This is a genomic window from Mesorhizobium sp. L103C131B0 (assembly GCF_000502275.1).
Classification (GTDB): domain Bacteria; phylum Pseudomonadota; class Alphaproteobacteria; order Rhizobiales; family Rhizobiaceae; genus Mesorhizobium.
In genome coordinates this window covers 159,259-183,777 of record NZ_AYXC01000004.1, presented here as the reverse complement: position 1 = coordinate 183,777, position 24,519 = coordinate 159,259, and the positions used below count along the sequence as shown (strand labels likewise).

The window sequence follows — 24,519 nt, the reverse complement described above, 5'->3', positions numbered from 1 at the left end:
TCTCGTCCCTTCAATAGATAACTGCCTTGAGTGTGACATGGACGGGCAAGCCGGCCTGGAACTGCGCGCTGCCCCGCGCCACCAGCCAGCCGTCCGCACGCTCCAGGCGCGCAACGACCTGCAGCGTTGGTGAAGCGGTCGAGCTTGCGGGCAGGGGCAAGGAAAATTCTATGGTCTTTGAGCCGCCCTCGCTCTTGAGGCTGGTTTTGGCGGCGCGGCGTCGCCCACTGTCCTGAATGGCGGGATCCTCAAGATAGATCTCAAGATGACCTTCCGGGATAGCCTTGCCGCCCACAAAGGTGACGGCGCCGCGAATATCTGTTGCGCGAATATCTGGCGCGCGAATATCTGGCGATTGCGCTGCCGCCGCCCCGGTGGCCGCGGCGACTGCCGCAACTCCGGCGGCCATTAACACTGTGCGGCGGTCGGTCATCGCGTCCTCTCCCTTTTCACTGCGCTGGGGTATGCGGGAGGGGAGCCTGACGGCACCCCTCCCGGCAACGCGTTAGATGACAATGAAGTCTGCAGCCGAAAGATCCAGATTTGTGTTCAGGTGTGCAAACTGAACGGCTGCTCCCTGTCCGGAACCATCGGCGTCGTAAGACAATATTCCACTGTCGGTGTCGTAGATGATGCGGTCGTCGGCATCATGAGCAGCGCCGGCTGCGCTCTTGTAGAATGAGCCCAAAGCGAGGGCGCCGTCGCCGCCAACGCTGGCAAAGATGAGGTTGTCGAGCAGGATCGTATCGTCGGCGACCTTGAAGTCCTTGATCCAGTCGATATTGCCGTTCCCGAGTTCTGTCGAGAAGCGGAAATAGTCGTCGCCGGCGCCGCCGGTCAGCGTATCGGCAGCCAGCCCGCCATCCAAAAGGTCGCTGCCGCCGCCGCCGTTGAGCGTATCGGCGCCCGCAACGCCCGGCTGAGCTGGTGCCGGCGGGAATTCGACCGACACGTTCAGCTTGTAAGTCGAGCCCTCCGGCACGGATTCGACCCAGCCATCGCCAGGAGCCGAGTCCGACCATTCGCCCTCCACAATATAGTAGGTTCCGGTTTCCTGAACGATGAAGCTGGTGCTCGAATCGCGGCCGTTGTTGGAGCCGGGGTCGTTGCCGCCATCGTCGTTCTGGGCGACGATATTGCCATCGCTGTCCAGCACCCTGACGATGCTGTCATGGACATTGGGGTCGGCAATGCCATCGATGTCGATGGTGATGATCGTGCCGGCCGCCAGGTTGATGCTGTAATATCCGCCCAAGCCGTTTCCTGTGGCATTGACGGTGGTGTGAAGGGTGGTCGTCGAATCGAAGATGTCGGGGTCGGCGGTCAGCGAGAAGTTGTTCGAGATATCGAAGGCGGTCGAGACCGAATTGTTGGTCGCGTCCGGTCCGAGCGTGGCGTAGCCGGTGCCCATGCCCGGGCGTGGCGAAGCATCGCCCTGATAGGCGAAATCGCCGAGCAGGGTGTCATCGCCGCCGCCGCCGTCGATCTTGTCGGCGCCGCCCTGGCCGGTCAGCATATTGGCCGCGCCATCGCCGGTCAGGTGATCGTTGAAGCCCGAGCCAGCCAGATTTTCGATCGAGATATAGGTGTCGCCGCCGGATTTGCCGCCACCCAGCTTGAGGTTTTGCCCGCTGGCCGCGTCGGCGTAGTCCGCCGTGTCGCTGCCGGCGCCGCCATTCAATATATCGGCGCCGCCACCGCCGGTCAGCGTGTCGTTGCCGGCGCCGCCGGAAAGTTTGTTGGCCTGGGCGTTGCCGATGAGATGGTCGTCAAAGAACGACCCGACGGCGTTTTCGAAGCCGACCAGGATGTCGTGCCGGATAACGGTGCCGCGCCCGACGATCTGCACCGGGCCATCGCCGTCGCCGCCATTGGCCGTGCCATTGGCGAGGTCGATCGTCACGCCGGCGGAACTGCCTTCGTAGACGACCGTATCAATGCCGGCGCCGCCATCCAGATAGTCCTGGCCGGCGCCGCCGATGATCGTGTCGTTGCCGGCTTCACCGTACAGGATGTCGCCGTCATTGCCGCCATCCAGTATGTCGTTGCCGCCGCCGCCGTTGAAATAGTCGCCGCCGCCCCGGCCCCAGAAATGATTTGCCGCCGACGTACCGATGAAACGGTCGATGCGGTCATCGGAGCCGATCAGGTTTTCGATGCTGTAGAAGGTGTCGCCGGTGGCGGTGCCGCCATTGGCAACGTTCGTCTCGAGGTTGACGAGCAGTTGGAAGGGGCTCTCCTTGCTGAAGTCTACCGTGTCGACGCCGGCGCCGCCCCTGAATATATCGACGCCATCCTGGCCGCTCAGCGTATCGTCGCCGTCGCCGCCGTCGAGGATGTCGTTGCCTTGGCCGCCGAGGATCGTATCGTTGCCGCGGCCGCCATAGAGCGTGTCATTGCCGTCGTCGCTCTCGGTCTGGTCTGGAAGGTCGGCGACATCGATGGTGTTGTTGATGTCGCGGCTGGCGAGCGAGTCGCGGCCGCCGATGATGAGGTCATCGCCGCCCTGGCCGAAGATCGTGTCGTCGCCGGCGCCGCCGTCGAGCGTATTGTTGCCATTGTCGCCGAAGATGACGCTGGTCATCGTGTTGTCGCCGATGGTCGGTGCGGTTTCGGTGCCGCCGTCTCCAGGCTGGAGTGTCGACTCGTCGGCGTAGATGATGTGTTCGACGTTGGCGATTTTCCGGATATTCAAGTTCCGGTTCAGCAGAACGACCGTGTCATTCCCGCCATTCGCTTCCTCGCGCACGATGTCGTCGAGGGAATCGACGAAGTAGGTGTCGTCGCCGCCATTGCCGGCCATGCGGTCGCCGCCGCCGCGGCCATCCAGCACGTTGGCTCCGTCATTGCCAATCAGGACGTCGTCATAGCTGCTGCCGATGCCGTTCTCGATGTAATAGTCGGTGCCGTCGGCGTTGTGCCCGGCAAAGATCGACACATTGTTGCTGTGGCCGTTGACGCTGGAGAACTGTCCGGCGCGCAAATCGAGGATCGTACCGGCCGTCGAGCCGGAGAAGTCGATCGTGTCGGTTCCGCCGGTGTCATGGATGACAAAGCCGATATCGTGCTGCATGCCCGAGGAGGTCAGCCGGTAGCCGTCCACGGCACTGCCGAAGCCGTAGACGTTGTCGCCGGTGTTGAGATCGATATGCTGATAGGTGCGCACGCCGTTCTCGTCGACGGTGGAGAAAAAGCGGCGGATGACCGCCTCGATGTCGGCCATCATCGGCGTTGACGCCGACCAGCGGCTGGTTTCACCGACGTCGATCCCGTCGAAATAGGACATGACGCTGTATTGCTGACGGTCGTAGGTCCAGGTCGCATTGTTCAGATAATTGATCTGTACGCCGCCGGGGCCGCTGTAATTGTAGAGCCCGGGGTGGTTCAGCCCGAACTCATGACCGAATTCATGGATGAAGGAATCGAAGACATAGCCGCCAATATCCGTCTTGTTGACCTCGGTGTCGTGGAAACGCTGGCCGATGCTGACATAGCGGTCGTTGGAATAGGCGCTGCCGTCGTCCTCTTCGCCCAGTTCGGGGCTGACAACCTGCATCCAGTCCGTTGCGCTGTTGTATGGTGCATTGTCGACGATTTCGAACTTCAAAGGGGTGACACTGGCCCACATCTGCAAGGCGCCGATCGCGGCGGCCTTGTATTCGGGATGGTCATTGAGCTCGGAGACATTGATCCTCAGCGTTCCCGCCGCGATCGCCGGCGTTATCGACCGGTCCAGCGCTCCAAGGTAGGTGAGGAAGGCCCCGTAATCTTCGCTTTTGCCGTACGGGTTGTCCGGCGTCTGGTCGTTGACCCACCATTGATCGCTGGTTTGGCTTGGGTTCGGCATCCTTGGGACTCCTTGGTCTCGCAGCCGTGGCAATTACGGCCGTACGGTTTAGCTGTTGCCAACCACCGACAAGCATCGTTTGCGCTTGCCGGTCGAGCCCCGTCCCAGTGGCAACAATGCTATTGGAATCTTCGCTTGTCTAGCCTCTGTTCGCGCTCAGTACATATGAAGGTTCTTGGGCGCGCTTGTACCGGCGGGTTTTGAGATACTCGTTTGGTGTTAATTGAGCTATCGCTAATCTATGGTCGTACCTCGCCCGCCATGCGCACCACAATGTCTGCATCAACCATCCCGGCTGGCGCAGGCTGCCGGTCGGGCGGCGCAAAGCAATCCGGCAACGGCCGAATACGCCGGATACAGGCTCGAGGATTTCCTCTCGATCAGGGGCATCGCAGGCTACGAAAGCGGCGGAGTAAGCTTCCGTCTTTCGCTCAAACGCCGGTATGCGCGCTGTTGCCTTTCGCGGGCGGGGCAGGCGGCGGGACCACCGCCTTCGTGCTCTCGCCGGGGGCGTCGACCGGGACGAGGGTTATCGCGCCGGTTGGGAAAATGATCGAGCGTTGCGCAAGGGCACGAGGGCGGAACGCGCAGGCGTGCTTCAGAAACCCGCCCGGCGGGCGAAATGTTCATAGGTCACGCGCCAGGGGTCGCTCTCCGCGCGTCTCTCCTCGCCGATCCAGTGAAAGCTGTCGGCGGTGATCTCGGTGAACCGCCACCGCGCCTGCAGGCCGCGCGAGTCGGCGCCCATCTGGACGATGTCCTTGCCTTCGGCCCGCCCGATCTGGCGCGAGTAATCCTGGTTGAGCGGATCGCTCCAGATAATGTGCCAGCCACCGATCCCGGGATCGAAGACGCGCAAGGTCGTGCCATACATGCCTGGGCCTGATCCAGATGTCCTGAATGGCGCGGCCTTCGAGCACCCAACCAAAGTGACACTCGCCATCCCATTTCTGAATTGTGCCGTCGTTGCGGTGGTGGAGCGTCTCCATGTCCCAACTGCCGATCAACCATCCATACAGGTCCATGTCTTTCGCCCGGTCGGCTGGCGGACCTTCGGATGCGAGAGCGGTAAGAAACGTCGCCATGATTGTCTCCAGGCAAGCCGCGCCGAAACGCTGGGCGTTCCAACCCTTGCACCGTTGCGGGTTCCTGGTCTTGGGAAAAATTGCGGTAATGCTGCTGTGAAGGCAGCCGGCCTTCCGCGTTCGCGCCATTCCAAATCTATGCGTGAATGCTAATGTAGCGTCGGCGGGTACCCCAATGCCCGCCTGGCCGGCGCCTCCTCAGGCCATCTCTTGAATGAGCGGCGCCGGCCGCTGATTTGGGCGGCGACCAAATTCCCGCCGGAGGAATATGAGGCGGGTAGGCGATTATTGCTGGGCAATTTTGGCAGGCATTCCGATATCGGTCTGTATCCCCAGAACGTCCGCTGCCCAATCGCGCAGTTCCGGAGAGGCATCGCCGGATTTCATGATCGACACGGCCAAAGCGGCCATGTCCGCGGGCGGCTTGTTGTTTGAAGCCACATAGGTGAAATAGCCGGCCATGATGGCGCATCCCACCGAAATGACCGGTGGGACGATTTGGAGTGCCGCCAAAGCTATTGCGCGCCAGCGGCCTGATCGGCTGGGTGCCGGAAGCTCATCCTCATCCACAAGGTTAGTCCATTCCACACTGCTCACCAGCCGGGAGAACGTTCTCCGTGAGATTGTCTACATTAGTTAAAATGCGGATAGATCCGCGTTGGGATGCCGAGGAACCTCGTCAAAGCGCACCGAGGGCAATGCCCACTGCGCTGGGCGAAATAGATCAACAGGGCGAGGAGTCCAAAGACAACGATAAGTCCAACTGGCCAATACCGTACGATCTGATCAGGATATTTCTCGCTCAGGCTAAGCAACCGGTCCTCGTAAGGGAGACGACTAAAGCCTGCCGGGCCGTTCTGTTGCTTGATGTCCCGGAGGATGCGGCGCGATTCCCTGATATCTCTGTCCTCTGGTTCGGCCATTGCAAATGTCCTCCCTGCCGGGACCGATCTTAGCCTGTTTGCGTGAAGTGCCCAACAGCGTCGACCGGATCGGACGCCAGCGGCGTATGACATCATTGGAACCCAATCAATTCTCGGGCGGCGCCTCATCTTGCCAGCCGGCCAGCTCCGGCAGGTCGTCCAGCCAGCTTTTCTCCGTCATCAAGATTTCGCCGGCCTGTGGTGCCGCCTCAGTGGCGTTTTGAATAAGCCAGTCCATCCACTTTCGATAAGCGGCTGGGGCCAGTTCGGGCGGCAGCACCTTGGCCTTGGCCAGCATGCGTTTACGGAAGCTGAGCTGCCTGCGCAGTTTGGTCGTCGTGAATTTTATCGCCTTGCCCTGGTATTCCACCGTCCAGCGCCCATCGCCGTGGCTGGTCAGCCTGTCGATGGCAAAACCGGCATCGACCGGCCTGTCCCGCCAGGGAAGCTCGATGGCGTTCCGCCTCAGATCGAGAGCCCATCGCCGGTAGTCGGCCCCGGTACGCTGCGGCGGCAGCACGCCAGCCTGTTCGAGGATTTTCCTGCGAAAGGTCGGCTGCTTCTTGATCTGGCCGGTCGTCAGTTCGATGCGGTGCCTACGCAATTCGACATGCCAGCGGATCCTGCCGTTGCCGACATATTTTGCCAGCCTGTCGATGACGAACTCGTCGTCGGACAACTCCACGCATCCTTGGCGGATGCGTTCGAGGATGTACTGGCTGTCAGTGGGCATGATGCCCTTCCCGAGAGATGGGTGACAGTTCATTCCGGAGACATGGGTTACACTTTCGGCCCTTTGCAAGGAGAGCAAGGTGCCTTGGAAGGAGTGTAACGTCATGGAAGAGCGGCTGAAGTTCATTGCCCGGCTGCTGGACGGCGAGAAGATGGCGGTGCTTTGCCGTGAGTTCGATATCTCGCGCAAGACCGGCTACAAGATCCTCACACGCTACAATGACAGTGGCCTTGAGGGGCTGACGGATCGATCACGCCGACCCTACCGCCACGCCAATCAGCTTCCGTTTCAAATCGAGAAGCTGATTGTGCGCCTCAAGCAAGACAAGCCGACCTGGGGTGCGCCAAAGATACGCGAACGGTTGGCCCGGCTGTATCCTGACGTTCACCGGCCTGCGATCTCGACGGTGCATGCGGTTCTCGACAGCCATGGCCTGGTCGAGCGCCGCAAGCGAAGGCGCAACAGGGCGATGGGAACACCACTTTCAAACGGCTATCGGCCCAACGATCTGTGGTGTGCCGACTACAAAGGCGAGTTCATGCTCGCCGATCGGCGCTATTGCTATCCGCTGACGATCACCGACTTCGCCAGCCGCTATCTCATCGCCTGCGAGGCGTTGTCGACTACCAAGGAAGCCTATGCCTTCACGGTGTTCGAGAGCGTTTTCAAAGAGTTCGGCCTGCCCAGCGCCATCAGGACCGACAATGGCGTTCCCTTTGCCAGCCCAAACGCGCTGTTCAATCTCAGCAAACTGTCGGTCTGGTGGCTGCGCCTGGGCATCGACATCGAGCGCATCCAGCCGGGCTGTCCGCAGCAGAACGGGCGCCATGAGCGCATGCACCTGACTCTCAAGAAGGAAACCACCAAACCGGCTGGCTCCAATTTCCTGCAGCAGCAGGCCAGGTTCGATGACTTCATCAATGAGTTCAACTCAGAACGCCCACATCAGGCGCTCGACATGGCCTGTCCAGCCGAGCGCTACACGCCGTCACCGCGCATCTATGCCGGCCTGCCGGATCTCGATTATCCGTTTCACGACAAGGCCGTCACCGTCACCACCTGCGGCCGCATCTGCTACAATCGCAAGAAGATCAACCTCAGCCTCGTCTTTGCCGGCCAGACCGTCGGCATCAAACAGGTCGAGGACCATATCTGGCTGGCTTCCTTCATGGATTATGATTTGGGCTACTTCGATGATGAGACATGCAGGCTCGAACCACTCCAAAACCCCTTCGGGCCAAAAGTGTTACCCATGTCTCCGATATAAACCGTAACCTATGTGTCCGGAATGGACCTGACGTGCCTTGGCTGGGGAACCTGGATTCGAACCAGGACTAACGGAGTCAGAGTCCGTGGGTCTACCGTTAACCTATTCCCCAGCAGGCGCTGTCGCGCTGGTGGGCCGCCGAAGCAGCCGCGCGTGCCTTGTAGCCGCCGCCGGAAAATAGTCAAGCCTGCGTTGCATTTCAATCTCGGTGTTTCATCAGCCAATTGCGCCAGGCGGGCGCTGTCGCCCGGCGCGACCTCAACTGTCCGTCCGGCTGTATTGCGAGTGCTCGAAGAACAGCACCACGCCGAGCGCGATCAGCAGCGGGATGATCAGGTAGAACAGACGGAACACCAGAAGTGCCGCCAGCACGCCGACCGGGTCCATATCAGACAGTCCGGCGAGGAACACGACCTCGAACACGCCAAGCCCGCCGGGCGCATGCGAGATCTGCGCCACCGAGAACGAGACCAGGAACACGCCGAGGATGACGAAATAGCCGGGATTGCCGGCAACGGGCAGGGCAAAGAAGATGATCGCCGCCGCCGCCAGAAGCTCGATCGGGCCGATCAGCAATTGCCGCGCCACGATCGGCAGCGCCGGGTAGTGCAACTGGAAGCCGGCGATTTTCAGCGGCTTCAGATGCAGCCAGCTGCCGAAGATGTAGGCGCCGACCAGGATCAGCAAAGCGATGCCGGCGGCGATCGCCAGCCCGTGGTGCGGCGCTCCGGAAAAGCGGTCGATGATTGCAGGCTCGAAAACCAGCACCAGGCCGCCGACCAGAATGCTGGAGAGCACGAAGGTGATCCAGCAGATCGCCACCAGAATGCCGACATCCTGGCCGGTCAGCCCCCTGGTGCCGTAGGCGCGGTAGCGGATCACGGCGCCCGAAAACACCGAGCCGCCGATATTGTGCGACAGCGCGTAGGTGGTGAAGGAGCAGAAGGTGACGAACAGCCACGACACCTTCTTGCCGATATGTAGAAGGGCAATGTGGTCGTAGCCGGCAAGCGAGGCGTAGGCGACCACCGAGCTCAGCGCCGCCAGCACCCAGCCGCGCGTCGGGATGGCTGATATGCCGTCCCAGACATCGTCGATCGAGATGCCGCGCAGTTCATGCCACAGCAACAACAGCGACCCGATGACCGCCGCGACACCGATGACCGGCCACAGATAGCGCTTCCAATTCGTGGCCCCCCAATTCATGGAGTTGTCGTCATGTGTTGCTGCCCATCGCCCAGGCGGGCGTTAAAAACGTCCGCGATTCACCAATTCCCCCTCATTTCAGAAATGCCTCATTGAAGCCGGCTATTCAACCGGCAAGGGTGAGCAGCCGGTTCGCCAACGGCGAATTCGTCGTGCCAGTGGCAAGATGAAAGGCTAGCGAACGCCGGGACGCTGCAAAGCAGCGGGGATCTGGCAGGACGCAGCCGGCAAAATTTGAGTCCTTGCTCTTGGTGATCCGGCCCGGCGCTGCTACTCTGGCGGCAACTTGAAAGATTGAAGCGCCTGCTGCGTCCGGTTTTCCGGTTCGCGCGGCGCCGGAAGGAACTGAAGTGGAAGACCACGACACCGGCGCTGGCGCGCCGGAAGTGGGCGTGTCCAGGGCTTCGCCGCCGTCAGGCGGGCCAAGCCCATCCGCCGGGTGGCCCCGCCAGGCGGGGCCTCAGTCCGGTAACGGACAGGCCGGCGAAGCCCAGCATCAGCGAGGCAAGGCGAGAAAGCGGCGCAAGCGCCGGCGTGGGCGCAAGGTTTTTGCGCGCGACGACAGCCCTCTCGCAACGGCCGCAGCGGTTGGTGCGCCGGCCTCCGTCGGCCCGGCCGCTCCAGCGCCGGTGCCTTTGCCCTCGGCGCCACAATCCCGACCGGAACAGCCAATGCATCGTCCGCCGATGCAGGAGCTGCCGGTGTTTGCCGCGCTCGATCTCGGCACCAACAATTGCCGGCTCTTGGTCGCGGTGCCGCAGCGCCATGGCCAGTTCCGCGTCATCGACGCCTTCTCGCGCATCGTCAGGCTGGGCGAGGGGCTGACGGCGAATGGGCACCTGAGCCAGGCGGCGATGGACCGCGCCGTCGAGGCGCTGAAGATCTGCGGCGACAAATTGCGCAACCGCAAGATCCGCAAGGCACGGCTGATCGCCACCGAGGCCTGCCGCACCGCCGACAATGGCGTGGAATTCCTGCAGCGCGTCGAACGAGAGGCGGGGTTGAAGCTGGAAATCATCGATCGCCAGACCGAGGCGCGTCTGGCTGTATCCGGCTGCGGCTCGCTGATCGAGCGCGACACGCAAGGCGTGGTGCTGTTCGACATTGGCGGTGGCTCGTCCGAAATCGCGCTGATCGACCTCACCGGCCAGCGCTCGCCGCGGCTGGCCAACCACATCGTGTCGTGGACCTCGCTGCCGGTCGGCGTTGTCTCGTTGGCCGAACGCTTTGGCGGCCGCACGGTGACGCGCGAAATCTTCGCCGCCATGGTCGAGGATGTCGCGGTGCGGCTGAAGTCGTTCGACGGCCGCGATCGGCTGAGCCATGTGCTGGCCAGCCCGAAATTCCATCTGCTGGGCACATCCGGCACGGTGACGACGCTGGCCGGCGTCCATCTCGACCTCGAACGCTACGACCGGCGCCGCGTCGACGGGCTGTGGATGGACCGCGACAGCGTCGACCGCATGGTCGAAAAACTGGTCGGCTGGGATTTCCAGCAGCGCTGCGCCAACCCGTGCATCGGCGCCGACCGTGCCGACCTGGTGCTGGCCGGCTGTGCTATCCTGGAAGCCATCCGTGCGGTGTGGCCGTCGGAGCGGCTGCGCGTCGCCGACCGGGGCTTACGCGAAGGCATTTTGAGCGAGCTGATGGCCGATGACGGCGTCTGGCGCAACAGTGGGCGGGGCCGAGCATGATCCGCATTGCTTTGGTGAACGGTCGACCCCCACCCCGTCGAGCTTCGCTCGACACCTCTCCCCCGATCGACGCGGTAGAGGAAGGGCGCGAACTTATGCAGACCGGCGCCTTTCCTCTCCCTCCGGAGGGGGGAGAGGTGGCGCCGCGAAGCGGCGACGGAGTGGGGGAAGCCCTTCGCGAAACGCGAAGCCGCCGAAAAACGGCGGCAACTCGGCCAGCGCAAAAACTCAAACAAGAAATAACGTCATGACCAAGAAGCCGGAAAAGCCGGGCTCCGCCAGCATTCGCGTCCTCAAAACACGAATCAAGAAGAAGAGCGGCCTGAAGGAATCGTCGCGCCGCTGGCTGCAGCGCCACATTAACGATCCCTATGTCCAGAGGTCAAAAGCCGACGGCTACCGGTCGCGCGCGGCCTACAAGCTGATCGAGATCGACGACAAGCATCATCTCTTGAAGCCCGGCATGAAGGTCATTGATCTCGGTGCGGCCCCCGGCGGCTGGTGCCAGGTGGCGGCGGCGAGGACGAAATCGACGGCGGAAAATCCGCATGTCATCGGCATCGACTATCTCGAAATGCCCGCCGTGCCCGGCGCGCCGGTGCTGCTGATGGACTTCCTTGACCCCGATGCGCCGCAAAAGCTCGCCGAAGCGCTGGGCGGCGACCCCGATATCGTGTTGTCGGACATGGCCGCGCCGACGACGGGTCATAAGCGAACCGACCACATCCGCACCATGCATTTGTGCGAGGTGGCCGCCGATTTCGCGCTGTCGGTGCTGAAGCCGGGCGGGCACTTTTTGGCCAAGACGTTTCAAGGCGGCGCCGAAAACGAGCTGCTGTCGATGCTCAAGAAGAACTTCCGCTCGGTGCACCACGTGAAGCCGCCGGCGTCGCGCGATGAGTCGGTGGAACTGTATTTGCTGGCGAAGGATTTTAAGGGCAGAGAGCCACCAGTGGCATCGTCATCCTAGGGCGAAGCAAGGAGCGAAGCGACGCAGCGCAGACACTAGGATCCATGCCGTGATGTTAACGCGTTGAAAACGCTGCCGAATTCTGTGCCGCTGCATCCTTCGATCAAGATCACGGCATGACTGTGTTCATGCGAATGCTTTTTTATCGCGAATGATGGCGTTGAGGACGACGAGAAGCTTTCTTGCGACGGCGATGATGGCGAGTTTCTTGGAACCTGAGCGGGCTGCGATGGCGGTGTAGAAAGTTCTGAAGCGCTCACAAGCCCGGATGGCGCCGAGCGCTGCCATGTAGAGTGCGCGACGTACGCGTGATCGACCACCCTGGATCTGGCTCCTGCGATTGAGCTTGCCGCTCTTGTTGTCGAAGGGAGCAAGGCCGGCGAGTGCCGCGATCGACTTGGGTGAGCGTTGGCCGAGCTCGGGCAGGTGCGCCAGCAGCGAGAACGAAGTGATCTTGGAGACGCCGGGTACGGAGATCATCAGCGCGTTGTCGCGGGCCATGTCCTCGGCTTGGGCAATGGCTTGGGCGATCTGCCCCTCGATACCCTTGATGCGGACATTGAAGGTAGCGATCAGCTCTTCGATTTCGGCGATGACAATCGCGCCGAAGGCTTCGCTGCGCTGTTTCTTCAACGTTGCCCTGATCTCGACCATTTGGTCGCGAAGGCGGGCAAGCGATTGAAGGTGTTCGCCTTCTTCGCGCGGTGCCGGCTCGGCTTCCGGGTGATAGCGGCGGCCATAGTCGCTCAGCATCCTGACATCGAGACGGTCGGTCTTGGCGCGCCGTCTCGTCGACTTCGCATAGTGGTGGGTGTGCGCCGGATTGTGCCGGGAGAACGGCACGCCGGCCTTGGCTAGCGCATGACGCAGCAGGCGGTCATGAACGCCTGTCGCCTCCATGACGACGAAGTCTCGACTGGGATGCAGGCCTGCCACATAGGCAGCGATCGCATCGGCCTGATTGTCGATGCGATGGTATTGACCGCTTGCCTCATCAAAAAAGTCCAACCACTGCTTTGAGATGTCGCAGCCGACATAGTTCTGCATTATCATGTCCACGCCTCTTCCTGTGGTGCGGGGTCTGCTTGGAACAGCCCCGTGCAACTGTTCAGGTTGATGGTTCACCGGTGGGAAGGGACCGAGCCATGCCACGGCCTGTCCTCAAAAAGGACGACCAGGATCCTGTCGGTCTCCTTCCCACCCCAAACATAGCATGGGAACAACACACAGGATCCTGGGTCTGCGCGACGCTTTGAGTCGCTTCGCCCTAGGATGAACGAAGTGATGAGGGGCGCTCGCCCCTTACTTCCCAGCCGTGCTCACCGGCTCCAGCGTCTTCGGCGTCGTCAGCCGGCCGTGGCCCGACACCGCATTGCCGGCATCCGGTGCCAGCCGCATGAACGATACCGACGCCGCCGCTGACACTGCCGCCACGATGAAGAAGGCAATGTGGAAATCGCCGAGCATCAGCGGGCCGCCATGGATCGAGGTCGAGACTTCCAGGATGCCGCCGGCCAGCGCCACGCCGAGCGCGATCGACAACTGCTGGAACACCGCCGTGATCGGCGTTGCCTTGCTGGTGTCTTCAGCCGTCACCTCGGCATAGGAGAGCGCGTTGACGCCGGTGAAGAACATCGAGCGGATAAACCCGCCGACCAGCAATATCGCCAGCATCAGCGCGTAAGGCGTCTCCGGCGTGAACAGGCCGTAGATGGCGATCGATGCGGCCGCGATCAGCGAGCCCCAGATCAGCACCCGGCGGAAGCCGGCGAGCCGGAAGATCAGCGCGGTGACGAACTTCATGCCGATGGCGCCGATGGCCGAGACGAAGGTGATCATGCCCGACTGGAACGGCGTCAGCCCGAAGCCGATCTGGAACATCAGGGGCAACAGGAACGGCACCGCGCCGATGCCGATGCGAAACAGCGAGCCGCCGAGCACCGAGGAGCGGAACACCTGGTTGCGGAACAGTTCCAGCGCCAGCAGCGGGTTCTTGGCGCGCCGCGCATGCAGCAGATAGAGCACGCCGGAAATCAGCCCGACCGCCACGGTGATGAGGCCGGTCGCCGGCGGCAGATAGGGCAGGCTGACCACCGACAGGCCGAAGACGACGCCGGAGGCCGCCAGCCCGCTCAGCACGAAACCGACGAAATCGAGCGGCGGCGTCTCCATCGAGTCGGTTTGCGGCAGGAAGCGCGTCGCCAGCCAGATGCCGATCAGGCCGATCGGCACGTTGATCAGAAAGATCCAGTGCCAGGTGAAATAGGTGGTGATGAAGCCGCCGATCGGTGGTCCCACAAGCGGGCCGACCAGCGCCGGCACCGTCAGCCACGACATGGCCGCGACCAGCTCGCTCTTCGGCGTCGCGCGCACCAGGACCAGCCGGCCGACCGGCGTCATCATGGCGCCGCCTATGCCTTGCAGGAAGCGCGAGACGACAAAGGCCGGCAGCGAGTTGGAGACGGCGCAGCAGACCGAGCCGACGATGAACACGCCGATCGCGGCGCGAAAAATGGTCTTGGCGCCAAACCGGTCGGCCATCCAGCCGCTGATCGGAATGAAGATGGCCAGCGACACCAGATAGGCGGTCAGCGCCAGCTTGAGCGCGATCGGGCTGGTGTGGATGTCGACGGCAATCGCCGGCAGCGATGTCGCGATGACGGTCGAATCCATGTTTTCCATGAACAAGGCGACCGCCAGAATGAGCGGAATGATGCGGTTCAACGAACGCGTCCGAACTGGTCTAAATGTGCCTGCCGGCCAATCCAAACAATGAAAAGGCGGGCAAGCCGATACGAACCGGCGGTTATCACGCCTCAGGCGCGATGTCGCATTAATTTGCTGTCACTTTTGTGCGACCGCGCGCGGACAAGAGGCGTCGCTGCGTTTCGCCACATTGAATGAACTTGCGAAAATTGACCGGGTTCACTATGCTGTAGTGAATATAACTACTATATGGACAATGCCATGGAAGAAGCCGTTTCCGCAGCCGACGCCAACCGCAAATTCTCGCTCCTCCTGCGCGGTGTCCGCGAAGGACAGAGCTATGTCGTGACCAGCCATGGGCGCCCCGTGGCGCGGATCGTGCCTGCAGGGCAGCCCGACCCTGCGGCGTCTCGTTCGCGCACAGCGCTGCTGTCGCGCCTCGAACGCCAGCCTGTTGTAGAAGCCGGGCGCTGGAGCCGCGACGAGCTTTACGAGGACGAGCGGTGAAGGTCGCGCTCGATACCAACATCCTTGTTTATGCCGAGGGGATCAACGGAGCCGAGAAGCGCGACATCGTTTTCGGCCTGCTGCACGACATTGCGCAAGAGGCAGCCGTCATTCCAGTCCAGGTGCTCGGCGAATTGTTCACCGTTCTCACACGCAAGGCCGGACGATCACGTGCACAAGCGCGCGACGCCCTGTTGAGCTGGCGCGACGCGTTTCCGGTTGTCGGCACGACGCCGGAGGTGATGACGGTCGCGGCTGATCTTGCGACCGATCACCATTTCGGCATCTGGGATGCGACCATCCTGTCTGTTGCCTCGCAAACCGGTTGCCGGCTGCTGCTGTCGGAAGATCTGCAGGACGGCTTCACCTGGGGCGGCGTAACGGTCGTCAATCCTTTCGCGTCACCGCGCCATGTCTTGCTCGATGCCCTGTTGGGCAAGTCCGCCGAATAGGCCACGACCGGCTTTTCAACCACGCCGCGACGTGTTACCAGCCAGCGCCAATCCTGAAAGGGAAGAAACGAGTCGGCGCTGTCCATTTCGGTCCAGCGCTTTTTTGTATTCTCCCGGCGCTTTTCGTATCCGAGGACTGGCCATGGCAAAAATCATCGAAACGTCCACCGGCGCGCTGGCGCTGACCTTTGACGACGTGCTGTTGCAGCCCGGTCATTCCGAGGTCATGCCCGGTGAGACCGACATCCGCACCCGCATCGCCACCGACATCGACCTCAACGTGCCGATCCTGTCGGCCGCCATGGACACCGTCACCGAGGCGAGGCTTGCCATCGCCATGGCGCAGGCCGGCGGCATCGGCGTCATCCACCGCAATTTCTCGCCGGCCGAACAGGCCGAGCAGGTGCGTCAGGTCAAGAAGTTCGAATCGGGCATGGTCATCAATCCGGTCACCATCGGCCCCGACGCCACCCTGGCCGACGCGCTGGCGCTGATGCGCACCTATTCCATCTCGGGCATTCCGGTGGTCGAGAATGGCGGCACCGGCGGCCAGAAGATCGGCCGCCTCGTCGGCATCCTGACCAACCGCGACGTGCGCTTCGCCTCCGATCCGGGGCAGAAAGTCTACGAATTGATGACCCGTGAGAACCTGATCACGGTCAAGGAGAATGTCGACCAGGACGAGGCCAAGCGGCTGCTGCATCAGCACCGCATCGAAAAGCTCGTCGTCGTGGACAAGTCCGGCAATTGCGTCGGCCTGATCACCGTCAAGGACATCGAGAAGTCGCAGCTCAACCCGCACGCCACCAAGGATGCGCAGGGGCGCCTGCGGGCGGCGGCCGCCACCAGCGTCGGCGATGACGGCTTCGAGCGCGCCGAGCGGTTGATCGATGCCGGTGTCGACCTCCTGGTCATCGACACCGCGCATGGCCATTCGCAGCGCGTGCTCGATGCGGTGACGCGGGCCAAGAAGCTTTCCAATTCCGTCCGCATCCTGGCCGGCAACGTCGCCACCGCCGAAGGCACGCAGGCGCTGATCGACGCCGGCGCCGATGCCGTCAAGGTCGGCATCGGCCCGGGCTCGATCTGCACCACGCGCATCGTCGCCGGCGTCGGCGTGCCGCAGCTTTCGGCGATCATGTCGGCGGTCGAGACGGCGCATAGATCCGGCGTGTCGGTCATCGCCGACGGCGGCATCAAATATTCGGGCGATCTGGCCAAGGCGCTTGCCGCCGGCGCCAGTGCGGCCATGATCGGCTCGCTGCTCGCCGGGACCGATGAAAGCCCGGGCGAGGTCTATCTGCACCAGGGCCGCTCCTTCAAGGCCTATCGCGGCATGGGCTCTGTCGGCGCAATGGCGCGCGGCTCGGCCGATCGCTACTTCCAGGCCGAGGTTCGCGACACGCTGAAACTGGTCCCGGAAGGCATTGAAGGGCAGGTGCCCTACAAGGGACCTGTGTCTGGCGTGCTGCACCAGCTTGCGGGCGGGCTAAAAGCCGCTATGGGTTATGTCGGTGGCCGCGACCTTGCCGATTTTCGCGAACGCGCCACCTTTGTGCGCATATCCAACGCCGGACTTCGTGAAAGCCACGCCCATGACGTCACGATTACCCGCGAAAGCCCGAACTATCCTGGCGGAGCCTGACCGGCAGCCAGAGCGGTACATGCTCTGGCGCCACCAGGCGACGATCGTGCTGCGGCTGGCGCGCCATGCCGGCGCGCTGTGCTTTGCCGCCGCGGCGGTTTTCATCATCATGACGCTGCTGGAATTCTTCTATTTCCGCCGGCTGAGCGGTGGCCTGCCGTCGCTCGACGTGCGCCTTGGCGGGTTCACGCCCGACGAGGGCATGGCCTGGCTGACGGCACTCGGCCGACGCGGCAGCGAGATCATCCTGGTCTGGCACTATTTGACTTTCGACCTTCTCTTCCCGGCGCTGCTGTCGCTGACCATGGTCAGCCTGATCCTGGCAACCGGGCGGCGGCTGAAGAATTTTCGTGCCATGCCGGTGCAGCTTCAGGCGCTGTTCGCGCTGGTCATCGTGCTGCCCTACACGTGCGCCGACTACGCCCAGAACATTGCGGTGGCGCGGCTTCTGTCCGATGCGCTGTCGGCCAATCCGGATTCGCTCTCCTTGGCCTCGTCGCTAATCGTCACCAAATTCGCGTTTCTGGCGATACCTGTCGCCGTCATCGCGGTCTTGATCCTTGCCGCCCAGCGGCGTCCACAGGCATGAACCACAGAGCAGGGGCAACGCCATGAGCCAGACCGCTATTTTCTGGCCGATGCTGGCGCAGGTGTTGCTCGTCTATATCGTCTATGTCGTGATGGGCCGGCGCCGCTACGGCGCGGTCAAATCGGGCGAGGCCAAGGTCGGTCAATACAAGGTGCGCACGACCGAGCCCGGGTCGAGCGTCACGGTTGCCAACAATCTCATCAACCAGTTCGAACTGCCGGTGCTGTTCTATGTGCTGTGTCTGGCGCTGCACGCGACCAATGGCGTCAATTATCTGACCCTGGCCTTGATGTGGATTTTCGTGATTTCCCGCTATGGCCACGCCTGGGTCCACCTCACCAGCAACAATCTGCGGTTTCGCAGCCGCGCCTTCTACGTCGGCGCGATCATTCTCTTGCTGGCATGGATCTGGTTCGCGCTACACCTGCTCGGAGCGGTGTAGGGCAGTTGTTTACCCTCCCCCTTGTGGGGAGGGTCGCTCCGCGCAGCGGAGCGGGGTGGGGGTCTACAAATCGAACACCGCGATCTTGCGCTTGTCGAACTTGATGCCGATTTCGCCGCGCACCAGCTTCAGTGCGGCTTCGCCGAACACCGTACGCCGCCATCCCTGCAGCGCCGGCACGTCTGCGGCTTCGCCTTCGGCGGCAATGCGGTCGATGTCATCGCTGGACGCAAGCACTTTCGAGGCGACGCCTTCCTTCTCGGCGACGATCCGCAACAGCACTTTCAACAGCTCGGAGGCGGCATTGGAGCCCTCGGGCGGCTGAAAGCTCTTGGGCAGCTTCGGCATCTCTTCCCGGGGCAAAGCGAGCGCCGTGTTGACCGCGCCGAGCAGCGCCGTTGCCGTCGAAGACCGTTCCCAGCCTTTCGGCGTGGTGCGCAGCTTGCCAAGGGCTGCCGCATCGCGCGGCGCCTGCTGGGCGACCTCGTATATGGCGTCGTCCTTGAGCACCCGGCCGCGCGGCACGTCGCGCTCGCGCGCCTCGCGCTCGCGCCAAGCCGCCACCGTCTGCACGATCGCCAGCTCCTGCGGCTTGCGCAGCCGCATCTTCAGCCGCTTCCAGGCGTCTTCGGGATGCGGATCGTAGGTCTCGCGCGAAGTCAGCACCTCCATTTCCTCGTTCAGCCAATGGGCGCGGTTTTCCCGCTCCAGTTCGGCGCTGAGGTGCTTGTAGACATCGATCAGATGGGTGACGTCGGCCAAGGCATAATCGAGCTGCTTGTCGGACAGCGGCCGGTGGCGCCAATCGGTGAAACGCGAGGATTTGTCGAGCCGGGCGCCGGTGATGCGCTGCACCAGCTGATCGTAGGAGACGCTGTCGCCGAAGCCGCAGACCATGGCCGCGACCTGGGTGTCGAACACCGGATGCGGCACCAGATCGCCGAGATGGACGATGATTTCAATGTCCTGGCGCGCGGCGTGAAAAACCTTGACCACCGCTTCATTGGCCATCAGCCGGAAGAACGGGGCGAGGTTGATGTCGGGCGCCAACGGATCGATCAGCGCGGTGACTCCGGGCGCCGCCATCTGGATCAGGCACAGGATCGGCCAGAACGTCGTTTCGCGGATGAATTCGGTGTCGACGGTGACGAAATCCGACTTTTCGAAAGCGGCGAGAACGGACTCGAGCTCATTTTGGGTGGTGATGACGTGCATCAAATCGCTTTTTAGTAACGGGTAAGGTTCTCTTTCAATTTCAGCCGTGGGCGCTTTCGTCAAGCCGCCCGTCGGTCAAGTATCCGCCGATCCGTCGGAATCGCCATTCCTGCGCGCCAGCCGCGCGAACACAGTCGATGTGCGCAGCAGCGCTGTGAAGCGGCTGCGCTTGCCCGCCGGCACGCTGCCGCGCACCTGCATGCGGTAGAGAATGACGGCGATGAGGGTGGCGTAGACGACTGCGCTGAAGACAAACAGGGCGCCCGGTCCGAAATGTTGCATCACTGCGGACGCCGCGAAGGGACCACCAATGGCGCCGAAGGAATAGAACAGCATCAAGGCGGCGTTGATCAGCACGAACTCGCCCTTGTCGGCGCGGTCGTTGGAATGCGCCGCCGATAGCGAATAGAGCGGCATGGCGAAGCTGCCGAAGATGAAGACGATGATCAAATTGAGGGTCGGATCGGCGCCGGCGACGAAGACCAGCGCCAGCGCGGCGAACATGGCGCCGCATGTCGTGGCCAAAAGCACCGCGCGCCGATCCCAGCGGTCGGAGAGGTAGCCCAGCGGATACTGGATGAGGGCGCCGCCGAAGATGCCGACGCTGACGAAGGTGACGACATCGGCCACCGACATGCCGATCTGCTCGGCATAGACCGGCGACAGCGTGCGGAAGGCGCTGTTGGTGACGCCGACGCAGATGCAGCCGAAGCAGCCGAGCGGCGAAATCCGCCAGACGCGGGCGAGATCGAGCTTGACGTCTTCCGGCGGCGTCGGGTTGGAGCGGTCGCCGAGCGACACCGGAACCAGCGACAGCGTGATCATCATCGACATGATGGCGAAGATGGCAAAGCCGCCGGGGCCGAAGATCGGGATCAGGAACTGCGCGCCGGTTACCGAGCCGATATCGACCATGCGGTAGACGGCGAGCACCCGCGCACGATCCTTGTTTTCGACGCCGGAGTTCAGCCAGGCTTCCATGACGGTGAACAGGCCGGCAAAGCAGAAACCGCCGGCAAAGCGCACCGCGCACCACATCACCGGGTCGATCACCAGCACCAGGAGCAGCGTACTGGCAGCGGCGATGGCGGCGAGCGCTGAAAACGTCCGGACATGGCCGACTGCCTTGAGGATACGGGTGACGGCCAAGCACCCCAACAGGAAGCCGGCGAAATAGAACGTGCCCATCAGGCCGATGTCGGAGGCCGAAAATCCTTCCTGCGCGCCGCGCAGCGCGATCAGCGTGCCCTGCAGCCCGTTGCCGCCAAGCAGGATGCCGGCGGCGATGAGGAGCGGGATCAGCGGGCGGATGGAGGACATACGGAACCGTTGCTTAGAGCATGATCCCGAAAAGTGGGAACCGGTTTTCGGAAAAAGATCATGCTTCGACAAAGAGCTGGATGAGTGTGACGATTCGACGAAACGTCATACTCGTCTAGGTGGCTCCACAGTTCTGAACCATCGATGTGGCCAATGCCAGTGGCTTATCCCGCCGCCAACAGGTGTGTGGCTTTCAGGTAGGGCCGTTCAGGCTTCGTGAGCCCTCGTCAAAGCTTCATCCGCTTGTGCGGCCGGGCGGGACGCCCTTCGGCCAAGCGAGCCGGCGGTCAGCAGGCTGAGGATGATGAACGGAATGCCGATGCCGAAGGCCGAACGGATGCCCCAATGGTCGGAGACGAAGCCGAGCAATGGCGGGCCGAGCAGGAAGGCGACGAAGGAGATCTGCGACAGCGCCGCGACATTGATTGCCGCGGAGCGGTCCGTGCGTTGGGCCGCCGCCGAGATCGCCAGCGGAAAGATCGCGCTGCTGCCGATGCCAAGTAGCGCAAAGCCCAGCATCGATACGAGCGGGGCAGGCGAGAAGAAGACGAGCAGCACGCCGACCGCCATCGTCGCCAGCAGCACCCGCGCCACGACGCTCGGCGAGTGGCGGTCGACAAAGGAGTCGGCAAAGAAGCGCGTGGCCGCTTGCGAGAATGCAAACAGCGCCACCGTGAAACCGGCGACGAAAGGGCCCGCATCGAACACGGTGCGCATGTAGATTGCCGACCAGTCGATGCTGGCGCCTTCCATCAGCATCGCCGACAGCGTCACCGCGACGAGGACGAGGATAGGCAGCGTCGGCCGCGCCAGCCTTGGCGCCGTCTCGTCATTGCCGGCGAAGCGGCTCGGCGCCGGTTCGTAACCGCCGAGAAACAGCGCGATTCCTGTCGCCACCATCGGTACGACAATCGCCAGGTGCAGTTGCGGCGATATGCCGAGATGCGCAAGCGCGGCGCCGAACAGGCCAGCGCCGAAAAAGCCAATGCTCCAGAACGAATGCGCCCGGTTCATGATCCGGCGCTTGAGCAGGAATTCGGTTCTGTCGGCCTCGACGTTGAGAATGATCTCGACGCTGCCGATCATCAGGCCGACCGGAAACAGCATCAGGAACAGCGCAAGCGGCCCAGGCGCATGCACGGCAATGGCAAAGACAACCGACAAAAGCGGCACCAGCCCGAGCAGCGCGCGGCGGAAGCCGATGCGCGCCAGGATCGGCGCCGCCAGCGTCAGCGCGGTCAAGGTGCCGATCGGCGTCCCGATCAGGCTGAGCCCGAGCGTGCCGTCTCCTATGCCCATGGCATGCTTGATGTCGGGCAGCCGCGGGAAGATTTGGCCCATGGCGAACGAATAGATCGCAAAGCCGGCGTAGACCCGGTGTTGCGGAGCGAGGCGGAGGCCAAAGGTCATGACGATGCTTTCGGGGAAGAGAGCCGGCGATTGTGGTTGATATTCTCTTATCTTGCACAAACATGCAAATCGTGCAAGAACGTGCAAAAAGAAAACAGGATCATGCAATGCTGACCGATGAGCGGCATCAAATCATTCGCGATCGCCTCGCCGTCGAGGGAAGGGTGCTGGCCGGCGAGCTGGCAAGCCGCTTCGGCGTTTCGGAGGACACGGTTCGCCGCGACCTCAGGGAACTCGCCAAGGCCGGGCAATGCCGCCGCGTCTATGGCGGTGCGGTCGCGCCCGCACCCTTCGCATCGACGACTGTCGGCCTGCGCGCCAGTCATGCCGTCGAAGAAAAGACGCGGCTGGCCCGCGCAACCGTGGCACTGCTTTCGCGCGGACAGACCCTGTTCATCGACAGCGGCTCGACCAATGCCGCGATCGCCAGGGCCATCCCGCGCGACCTCGATCTGACCGTCGCCACCAATTCGCTCGAAATTGCCTCCGTCCTGTCAGACCACGCTTTGGTCGAACTGATTGTGCTGGGCGGGCGGTTCGACCGCCATCTCGGCGCCTGCGTCGGCGCCGACACGCTTGCCGCTGTCGCGCAACTTGGCGCGGACCTGTTTGTTCTCGGATCCTGCGGCCTCGATGCGTCGCGCGGCGTCACGGCCTTCGATTCGGCTGAGGCCGAGGTAAAGCGGGCGATGGCCAAGAACAGCGCAGGCATCGTCATCGCTGTAACCAATGACAAGCTGGCCACAGCCGCACCCTACCGGGTCGCCAGGCCAGAGGCGATCCGCCATCTCGTGGTCGAAAAGACCGCGCCGGCCGCGATCCTCGCCGACTTCGAGCGTCAGGGCGCTGAGATCCATTTGGCTTGAATGCGGGCTAGGTCGACAATGTTAGCGCCAATGACCGACCGAATTGGCGGTCGAACACGTCCTATCGTTCAAACTCCGCCACCGCTCGGCGCAAGAGTTCGCTCTGCTCGGGTGGCATCAGTCTATGCGCTTCTCGCAGAAGATTGAGGACGTCCGGTTCGGAAAAATGAGTCGGCACTGGTAACACATGAACCCTCCGCACAATCGGTGTCGGCAGGTAATGCGCGCGAACCGTTATCTCGATGGCCGAAGGAGTGTTGGGATCAGCCGATAGAAAGAGATCAAAAAATTCTTTTTCTGTCCCATGCTGGAATCTTTTGCATACGTAGCGTTTGGTCCTCCCGCCGGACTCGTTCGATACGTCGACGAATTCATGATCTTGGCCGTGGCGAGTTGCAAGTTGGTCCGCGAAGCTAGAAAAGTCTGTCATAAGCGGAGCAGGGGGTGATGGCACCTCCAGTCCAAGATTCATTGAGTCATGGAGGGCTTCCGGATCAATGAAGTTGCCTTCCGAGACGAATGCCAGTTCCACGGACACGGATTCATCTGGTTTTGTCCCTTGGTTGGCGAGCACCATGGCGAAACTGCCAATCAGTGCCAAGTTCTCGATCAATTGATAGAAAACGGCCGCGTCCAACTCTCTTATGTTTTCGGTAAAAACCGAGATTTCTTCAGCATAATTGTTGATATCTTTCATAGAAACTTTTCCGAGCCTGGGTATGTCGAAACCCCAAGGATCAGCAACGACATCATGTTGCCTCGCCACGGACTCGGGCGTCTGGAGGCCATGGCATTTCAGCAACTTCGCCTTGAGCTTTTTAAAAAAAGTATCTGGATCGAAATGGCTATCAAAGCCCGCGAAAATGCGATGTTCGATCTGTTCCTCCAGCCGCGCGAGTACGGTGTTCGGATGGGCCGAAAGCCTTTCTCGTAGTTCCTTATTCTCAGCCCGCAGCCGCATTGTAGCTGGGCTCTCAAGTTCGGTTCGCACCTGTTCCCAAGCATCGGGCCTCACGGCCTTCATTCCGTGCTGTCGGGCGACCCTAATTGGCCTTGCGTCATTCGCGACCATTATCATTTCGAGGCCGCCGGAATCTGAAGCATGAAGTAACTGGGCGACGATCCTCGAGTCGGGTTCCGTCAGATCGAAAGCCTGGTCGTCTAATTCGGAATCACGGGGGCGGTCTAGAAAAACAAACTCAACGCCTATGTTGATATTGGAGCGATATCGATAATCGGCGTTGGCTTCAGCCGAGCGAAGTATTTTTTGATACTCTCTCGTCCGATTATGCATGTATCCGGTTACGGTTCCCTTGTGACTATCAATTTCCTTCTGAACTTGGGCGCATATAAACACAGTTACTGAACTAGAATCTGGAAAGAGCTCGTTCCACTTAAGGTTTTCAACGTTCCCGAAGTGGAGAAGGATGTTAGAGTCGACGCCCACGTTGATGTGAGTCATTGATGAAGCCGATTTGTTCGAATGAATCGCCAAGACGATACCGCCACGGCCAGCCAGCATCAATGTTAGTGGAATCAGCGTGTCGCGAGAAGACAATATGGCATGCGGCAGCCTAGCCACTCATTAGCAACCCTGCGAGAGTTTTAGAGGCCCCTGGCAGCTACCTGCGGAAAACTTCGC

21 protein-coding genes and 1 tRNA gene are annotated in these 24,519 nt (G+C 62.0%); 9 read left to right on the top strand and 13 right to left on the bottom strand.

The genetic code is table 11. From position 1 onward, the window contains the following. Nucleotides 1–10 precede the first annotated feature (10 nt). The 5 genes from X730_RS154140 to X730_RS0133545 all read right to left on the bottom strand — a co-directional run bounded on the left by X730_RS154140 (nt 11) and on the right by X730_RS0133545 (nt 6,588). Complete coding sequence (locus X730_RS154140; protein WP_023682883.1) at nt 11–433, bottom strand: hypothetical protein; 423 nt, start codon at nt 431–433, stop codon at nt 11–13. Nucleotides 434–505: 72 nt separating this feature from the next. After that, a complete protein-coding gene (locus tag X730_RS154145) occupies nt 506–3,847 on the bottom strand; it encodes a M10 family metallopeptidase C-terminal domain-containing protein (RefSeq protein ID WP_023826092.1) in 3,342 nt (1,113 codons plus the stop codon). A 598-nt stretch (nt 3,848–4,445) separates the two neighbouring features. Then, the gene (locus tag X730_RS1000000168580) at nt 4,446–4,721 is read right to left on the bottom strand and encodes a hypothetical protein (protein WP_050588094.1); all 276 of its coding nucleotides are present in this window, start codon (nt 4,719–4,721) and stop codon (nt 4,446–4,448) included. Nucleotides 4,722–5,217: 496 nt separating this feature from the next. Continuing rightward, the gene (locus X730_RS1000000167480; protein WP_023826091.1) at nt 5,218–5,394 is read right to left on the bottom strand and encodes a hypothetical protein; all 177 of its coding nucleotides are present in this window, start codon (nt 5,392–5,394) and stop codon (nt 5,218–5,220) included. Between the two features lie 567 nt (nt 5,395–5,961). Continuing rightward, nucleotides 5,962–6,588, bottom strand: a complete 627-nt coding sequence (locus tag X730_RS0133545; RefSeq protein WP_031196791.1) for a hypothetical protein — start codon at nt 6,586–6,588, stop codon at nt 5,962–5,964. A 103-nt stretch (nt 6,589–6,691) separates the two neighbouring features. Here X730_RS0133545 and X730_RS154150 point away from each other — a divergent pair, with 103 nt between their 5' ends. Further along, nucleotides 6,692–7,855, top strand: a complete 1,164-nt coding sequence (locus X730_RS154150) for a helix-turn-helix domain-containing protein (protein ID WP_031196790.1) — start codon at nt 6,692–6,694, stop codon at nt 7,853–7,855. A 38-nt stretch (nt 7,856–7,893) separates the two neighbouring features. Here the strand turns inward: X730_RS154150 and X730_RS154155 are convergent. Further along, nucleotides 7,894–7,967, bottom strand: a tRNA-Gln gene (locus tag X730_RS154155). 146 nt (nt 7,968–8,113) lie between these two features. After that, entirely contained in the window at nt 8,114–9,061 is a 948-nt protein-coding gene (locus X730_RS154160) for a lysylphosphatidylglycerol synthase domain-containing protein (protein ID WP_023826090.1), read from the bottom strand. Nucleotides 9,062–9,411: 350 nt separating this feature from the next. On the opposite strand from X730_RS154160, the gene X730_RS154165 reads away from it, so the two are divergent. Together X730_RS154165 and X730_RS154170 are read left to right on the top strand one after the other, a co-directional pair. Next, nucleotides 9,412–10,755 (top strand): Ppx/GppA phosphatase family protein, encoded by a 1,344-nt coding sequence (locus tag X730_RS154165; protein ID WP_023821135.1) that lies wholly within the window; start codon nt 9,412–9,414, stop codon nt 10,753–10,755. A gap of 247 nt (nt 10,756–11,002) precedes the next feature. After that, complete coding sequence (locus X730_RS154170; RefSeq protein WP_023821134.1) at nt 11,003–11,725, top strand: RlmE family RNA methyltransferase; 723 nt, start codon at nt 11,003–11,005, stop codon at nt 11,723–11,725. Nucleotides 11,726–11,851: 126 nt separating this feature from the next. Here X730_RS154170 and X730_RS154175 read toward each other — a convergent pair whose 3' ends face one another. Both X730_RS154175 and X730_RS154180 read right to left on the bottom strand, forming a co-directional pair. Continuing rightward, nucleotides 11,852–12,778: an IS110 family transposase gene (locus tag X730_RS154175; RefSeq protein ID WP_023821133.1), complete on the bottom strand. Its 927-nt coding sequence runs from the start codon at nt 12,776–12,778 to the stop codon at nt 11,852–11,854. A 249-nt stretch (nt 12,779–13,027) separates the two neighbouring features. Beyond that, nucleotides 13,028–14,449, bottom strand: coding sequence for an MFS transporter (locus X730_RS154180; protein WP_023743632.1), 1,422 nt, complete (start codon nt 14,447–14,449; stop codon nt 13,028–13,030). 243 nt (nt 14,450–14,692) lie between these two features. Between X730_RS154180 and X730_RS154185 the strand changes: the two genes are divergently transcribed. The 5 genes from X730_RS154185 to X730_RS154205 all read left to right on the top strand — a co-directional run bounded on the left by X730_RS154185 (nt 14,693) and on the right by X730_RS154205 (nt 18,066). Beyond that, nucleotides 14,693–14,938 carry a type II toxin-antitoxin system prevent-host-death family antitoxin gene (locus X730_RS154185; protein ID WP_023673036.1) on the top strand — a complete coding sequence of 82 codons (246 nt, stop codon included), beginning with the start codon at nt 14,693–14,695 and terminating at the stop codon, nt 14,936–14,938. Further along, nucleotides 14,935–15,390 carry a PIN domain-containing protein gene (locus X730_RS154190; RefSeq protein ID WP_023673035.1) on the top strand — a complete coding sequence of 152 codons (456 nt, stop codon included), beginning with the start codon at nt 14,935–14,937 and terminating at the stop codon, nt 15,388–15,390. Before X730_RS154185 ends, X730_RS154190 begins: the two co-directional genes overlap by 4 nt. Nucleotides 15,391–15,532: 142 nt before the next feature. Beyond that, nucleotides 15,533–17,035, top strand: coding sequence for an IMP dehydrogenase (gene guaB / locus X730_RS154195; RefSeq protein ID WP_023734161.1), 1,503 nt, complete (start codon nt 15,533–15,535; stop codon nt 17,033–17,035). 19 nt (nt 17,036–17,054) lie between these two features. Further along, a complete protein-coding gene (locus X730_RS154200) occupies nt 17,055–17,624 on the top strand; it encodes a hypothetical protein (RefSeq protein WP_050588093.1) in 570 nt (189 codons plus the stop codon). A gap of 22 nt (nt 17,625–17,646) precedes the next feature. Beyond that, a complete protein-coding gene (locus tag X730_RS154205) occupies nt 17,647–18,066 on the top strand; it encodes an MAPEG family protein (protein ID WP_023673032.1) in 420 nt (139 codons plus the stop codon). Between the two features lie 63 nt (nt 18,067–18,129). Here the strand turns inward: X730_RS154205 and rnd are convergent, their stop codons facing one another. From rnd to X730_RS154220, 3 genes are all read right to left on the bottom strand, one after another. After that, entirely contained in the window at nt 18,130–19,281 is a 1,152-nt protein-coding gene (gene rnd, locus X730_RS154210) for a ribonuclease D (RefSeq protein ID WP_023708785.1), read from the bottom strand. Nucleotides 19,282–19,356: 75 nt separating this feature from the next. Then, nucleotides 19,357–20,601: an MFS transporter gene (locus X730_RS154215; RefSeq protein WP_023673030.1), complete on the bottom strand. Its 1,245-nt coding sequence runs from the start codon at nt 20,599–20,601 to the stop codon at nt 19,357–19,359. A gap of 207 nt (nt 20,602–20,808) precedes the next feature. Then, on the bottom strand, nt 20,809–22,011 hold the full coding sequence (locus X730_RS154220) for an MFS transporter (protein ID WP_023826089.1): 1,203 nt from the start codon (nt 22,009–22,011) through the stop codon (nt 20,809–20,811). Between the two features lie 107 nt (nt 22,012–22,118). Here X730_RS154220 and X730_RS154225 point away from each other — a divergent pair, with 107 nt between their 5' ends. Then, a complete protein-coding gene (locus X730_RS154225; protein WP_023826088.1) occupies nt 22,119–22,877 on the top strand; it encodes a DeoR/GlpR family DNA-binding transcription regulator in 759 nt (252 codons plus the stop codon). 61 nt (nt 22,878–22,938) lie between these two features. Here the strand turns inward: X730_RS154225 and X730_RS154230 are convergent, their stop codons facing one another. Next, nucleotides 22,939–24,459, bottom strand: a complete 1,521-nt coding sequence (locus X730_RS154230) for a PIN domain-containing protein (RefSeq protein WP_155922432.1) — start codon at nt 24,457–24,459, stop codon at nt 22,939–22,941. Nucleotides 24,460–24,519 lie beyond the last annotated feature (60 nt).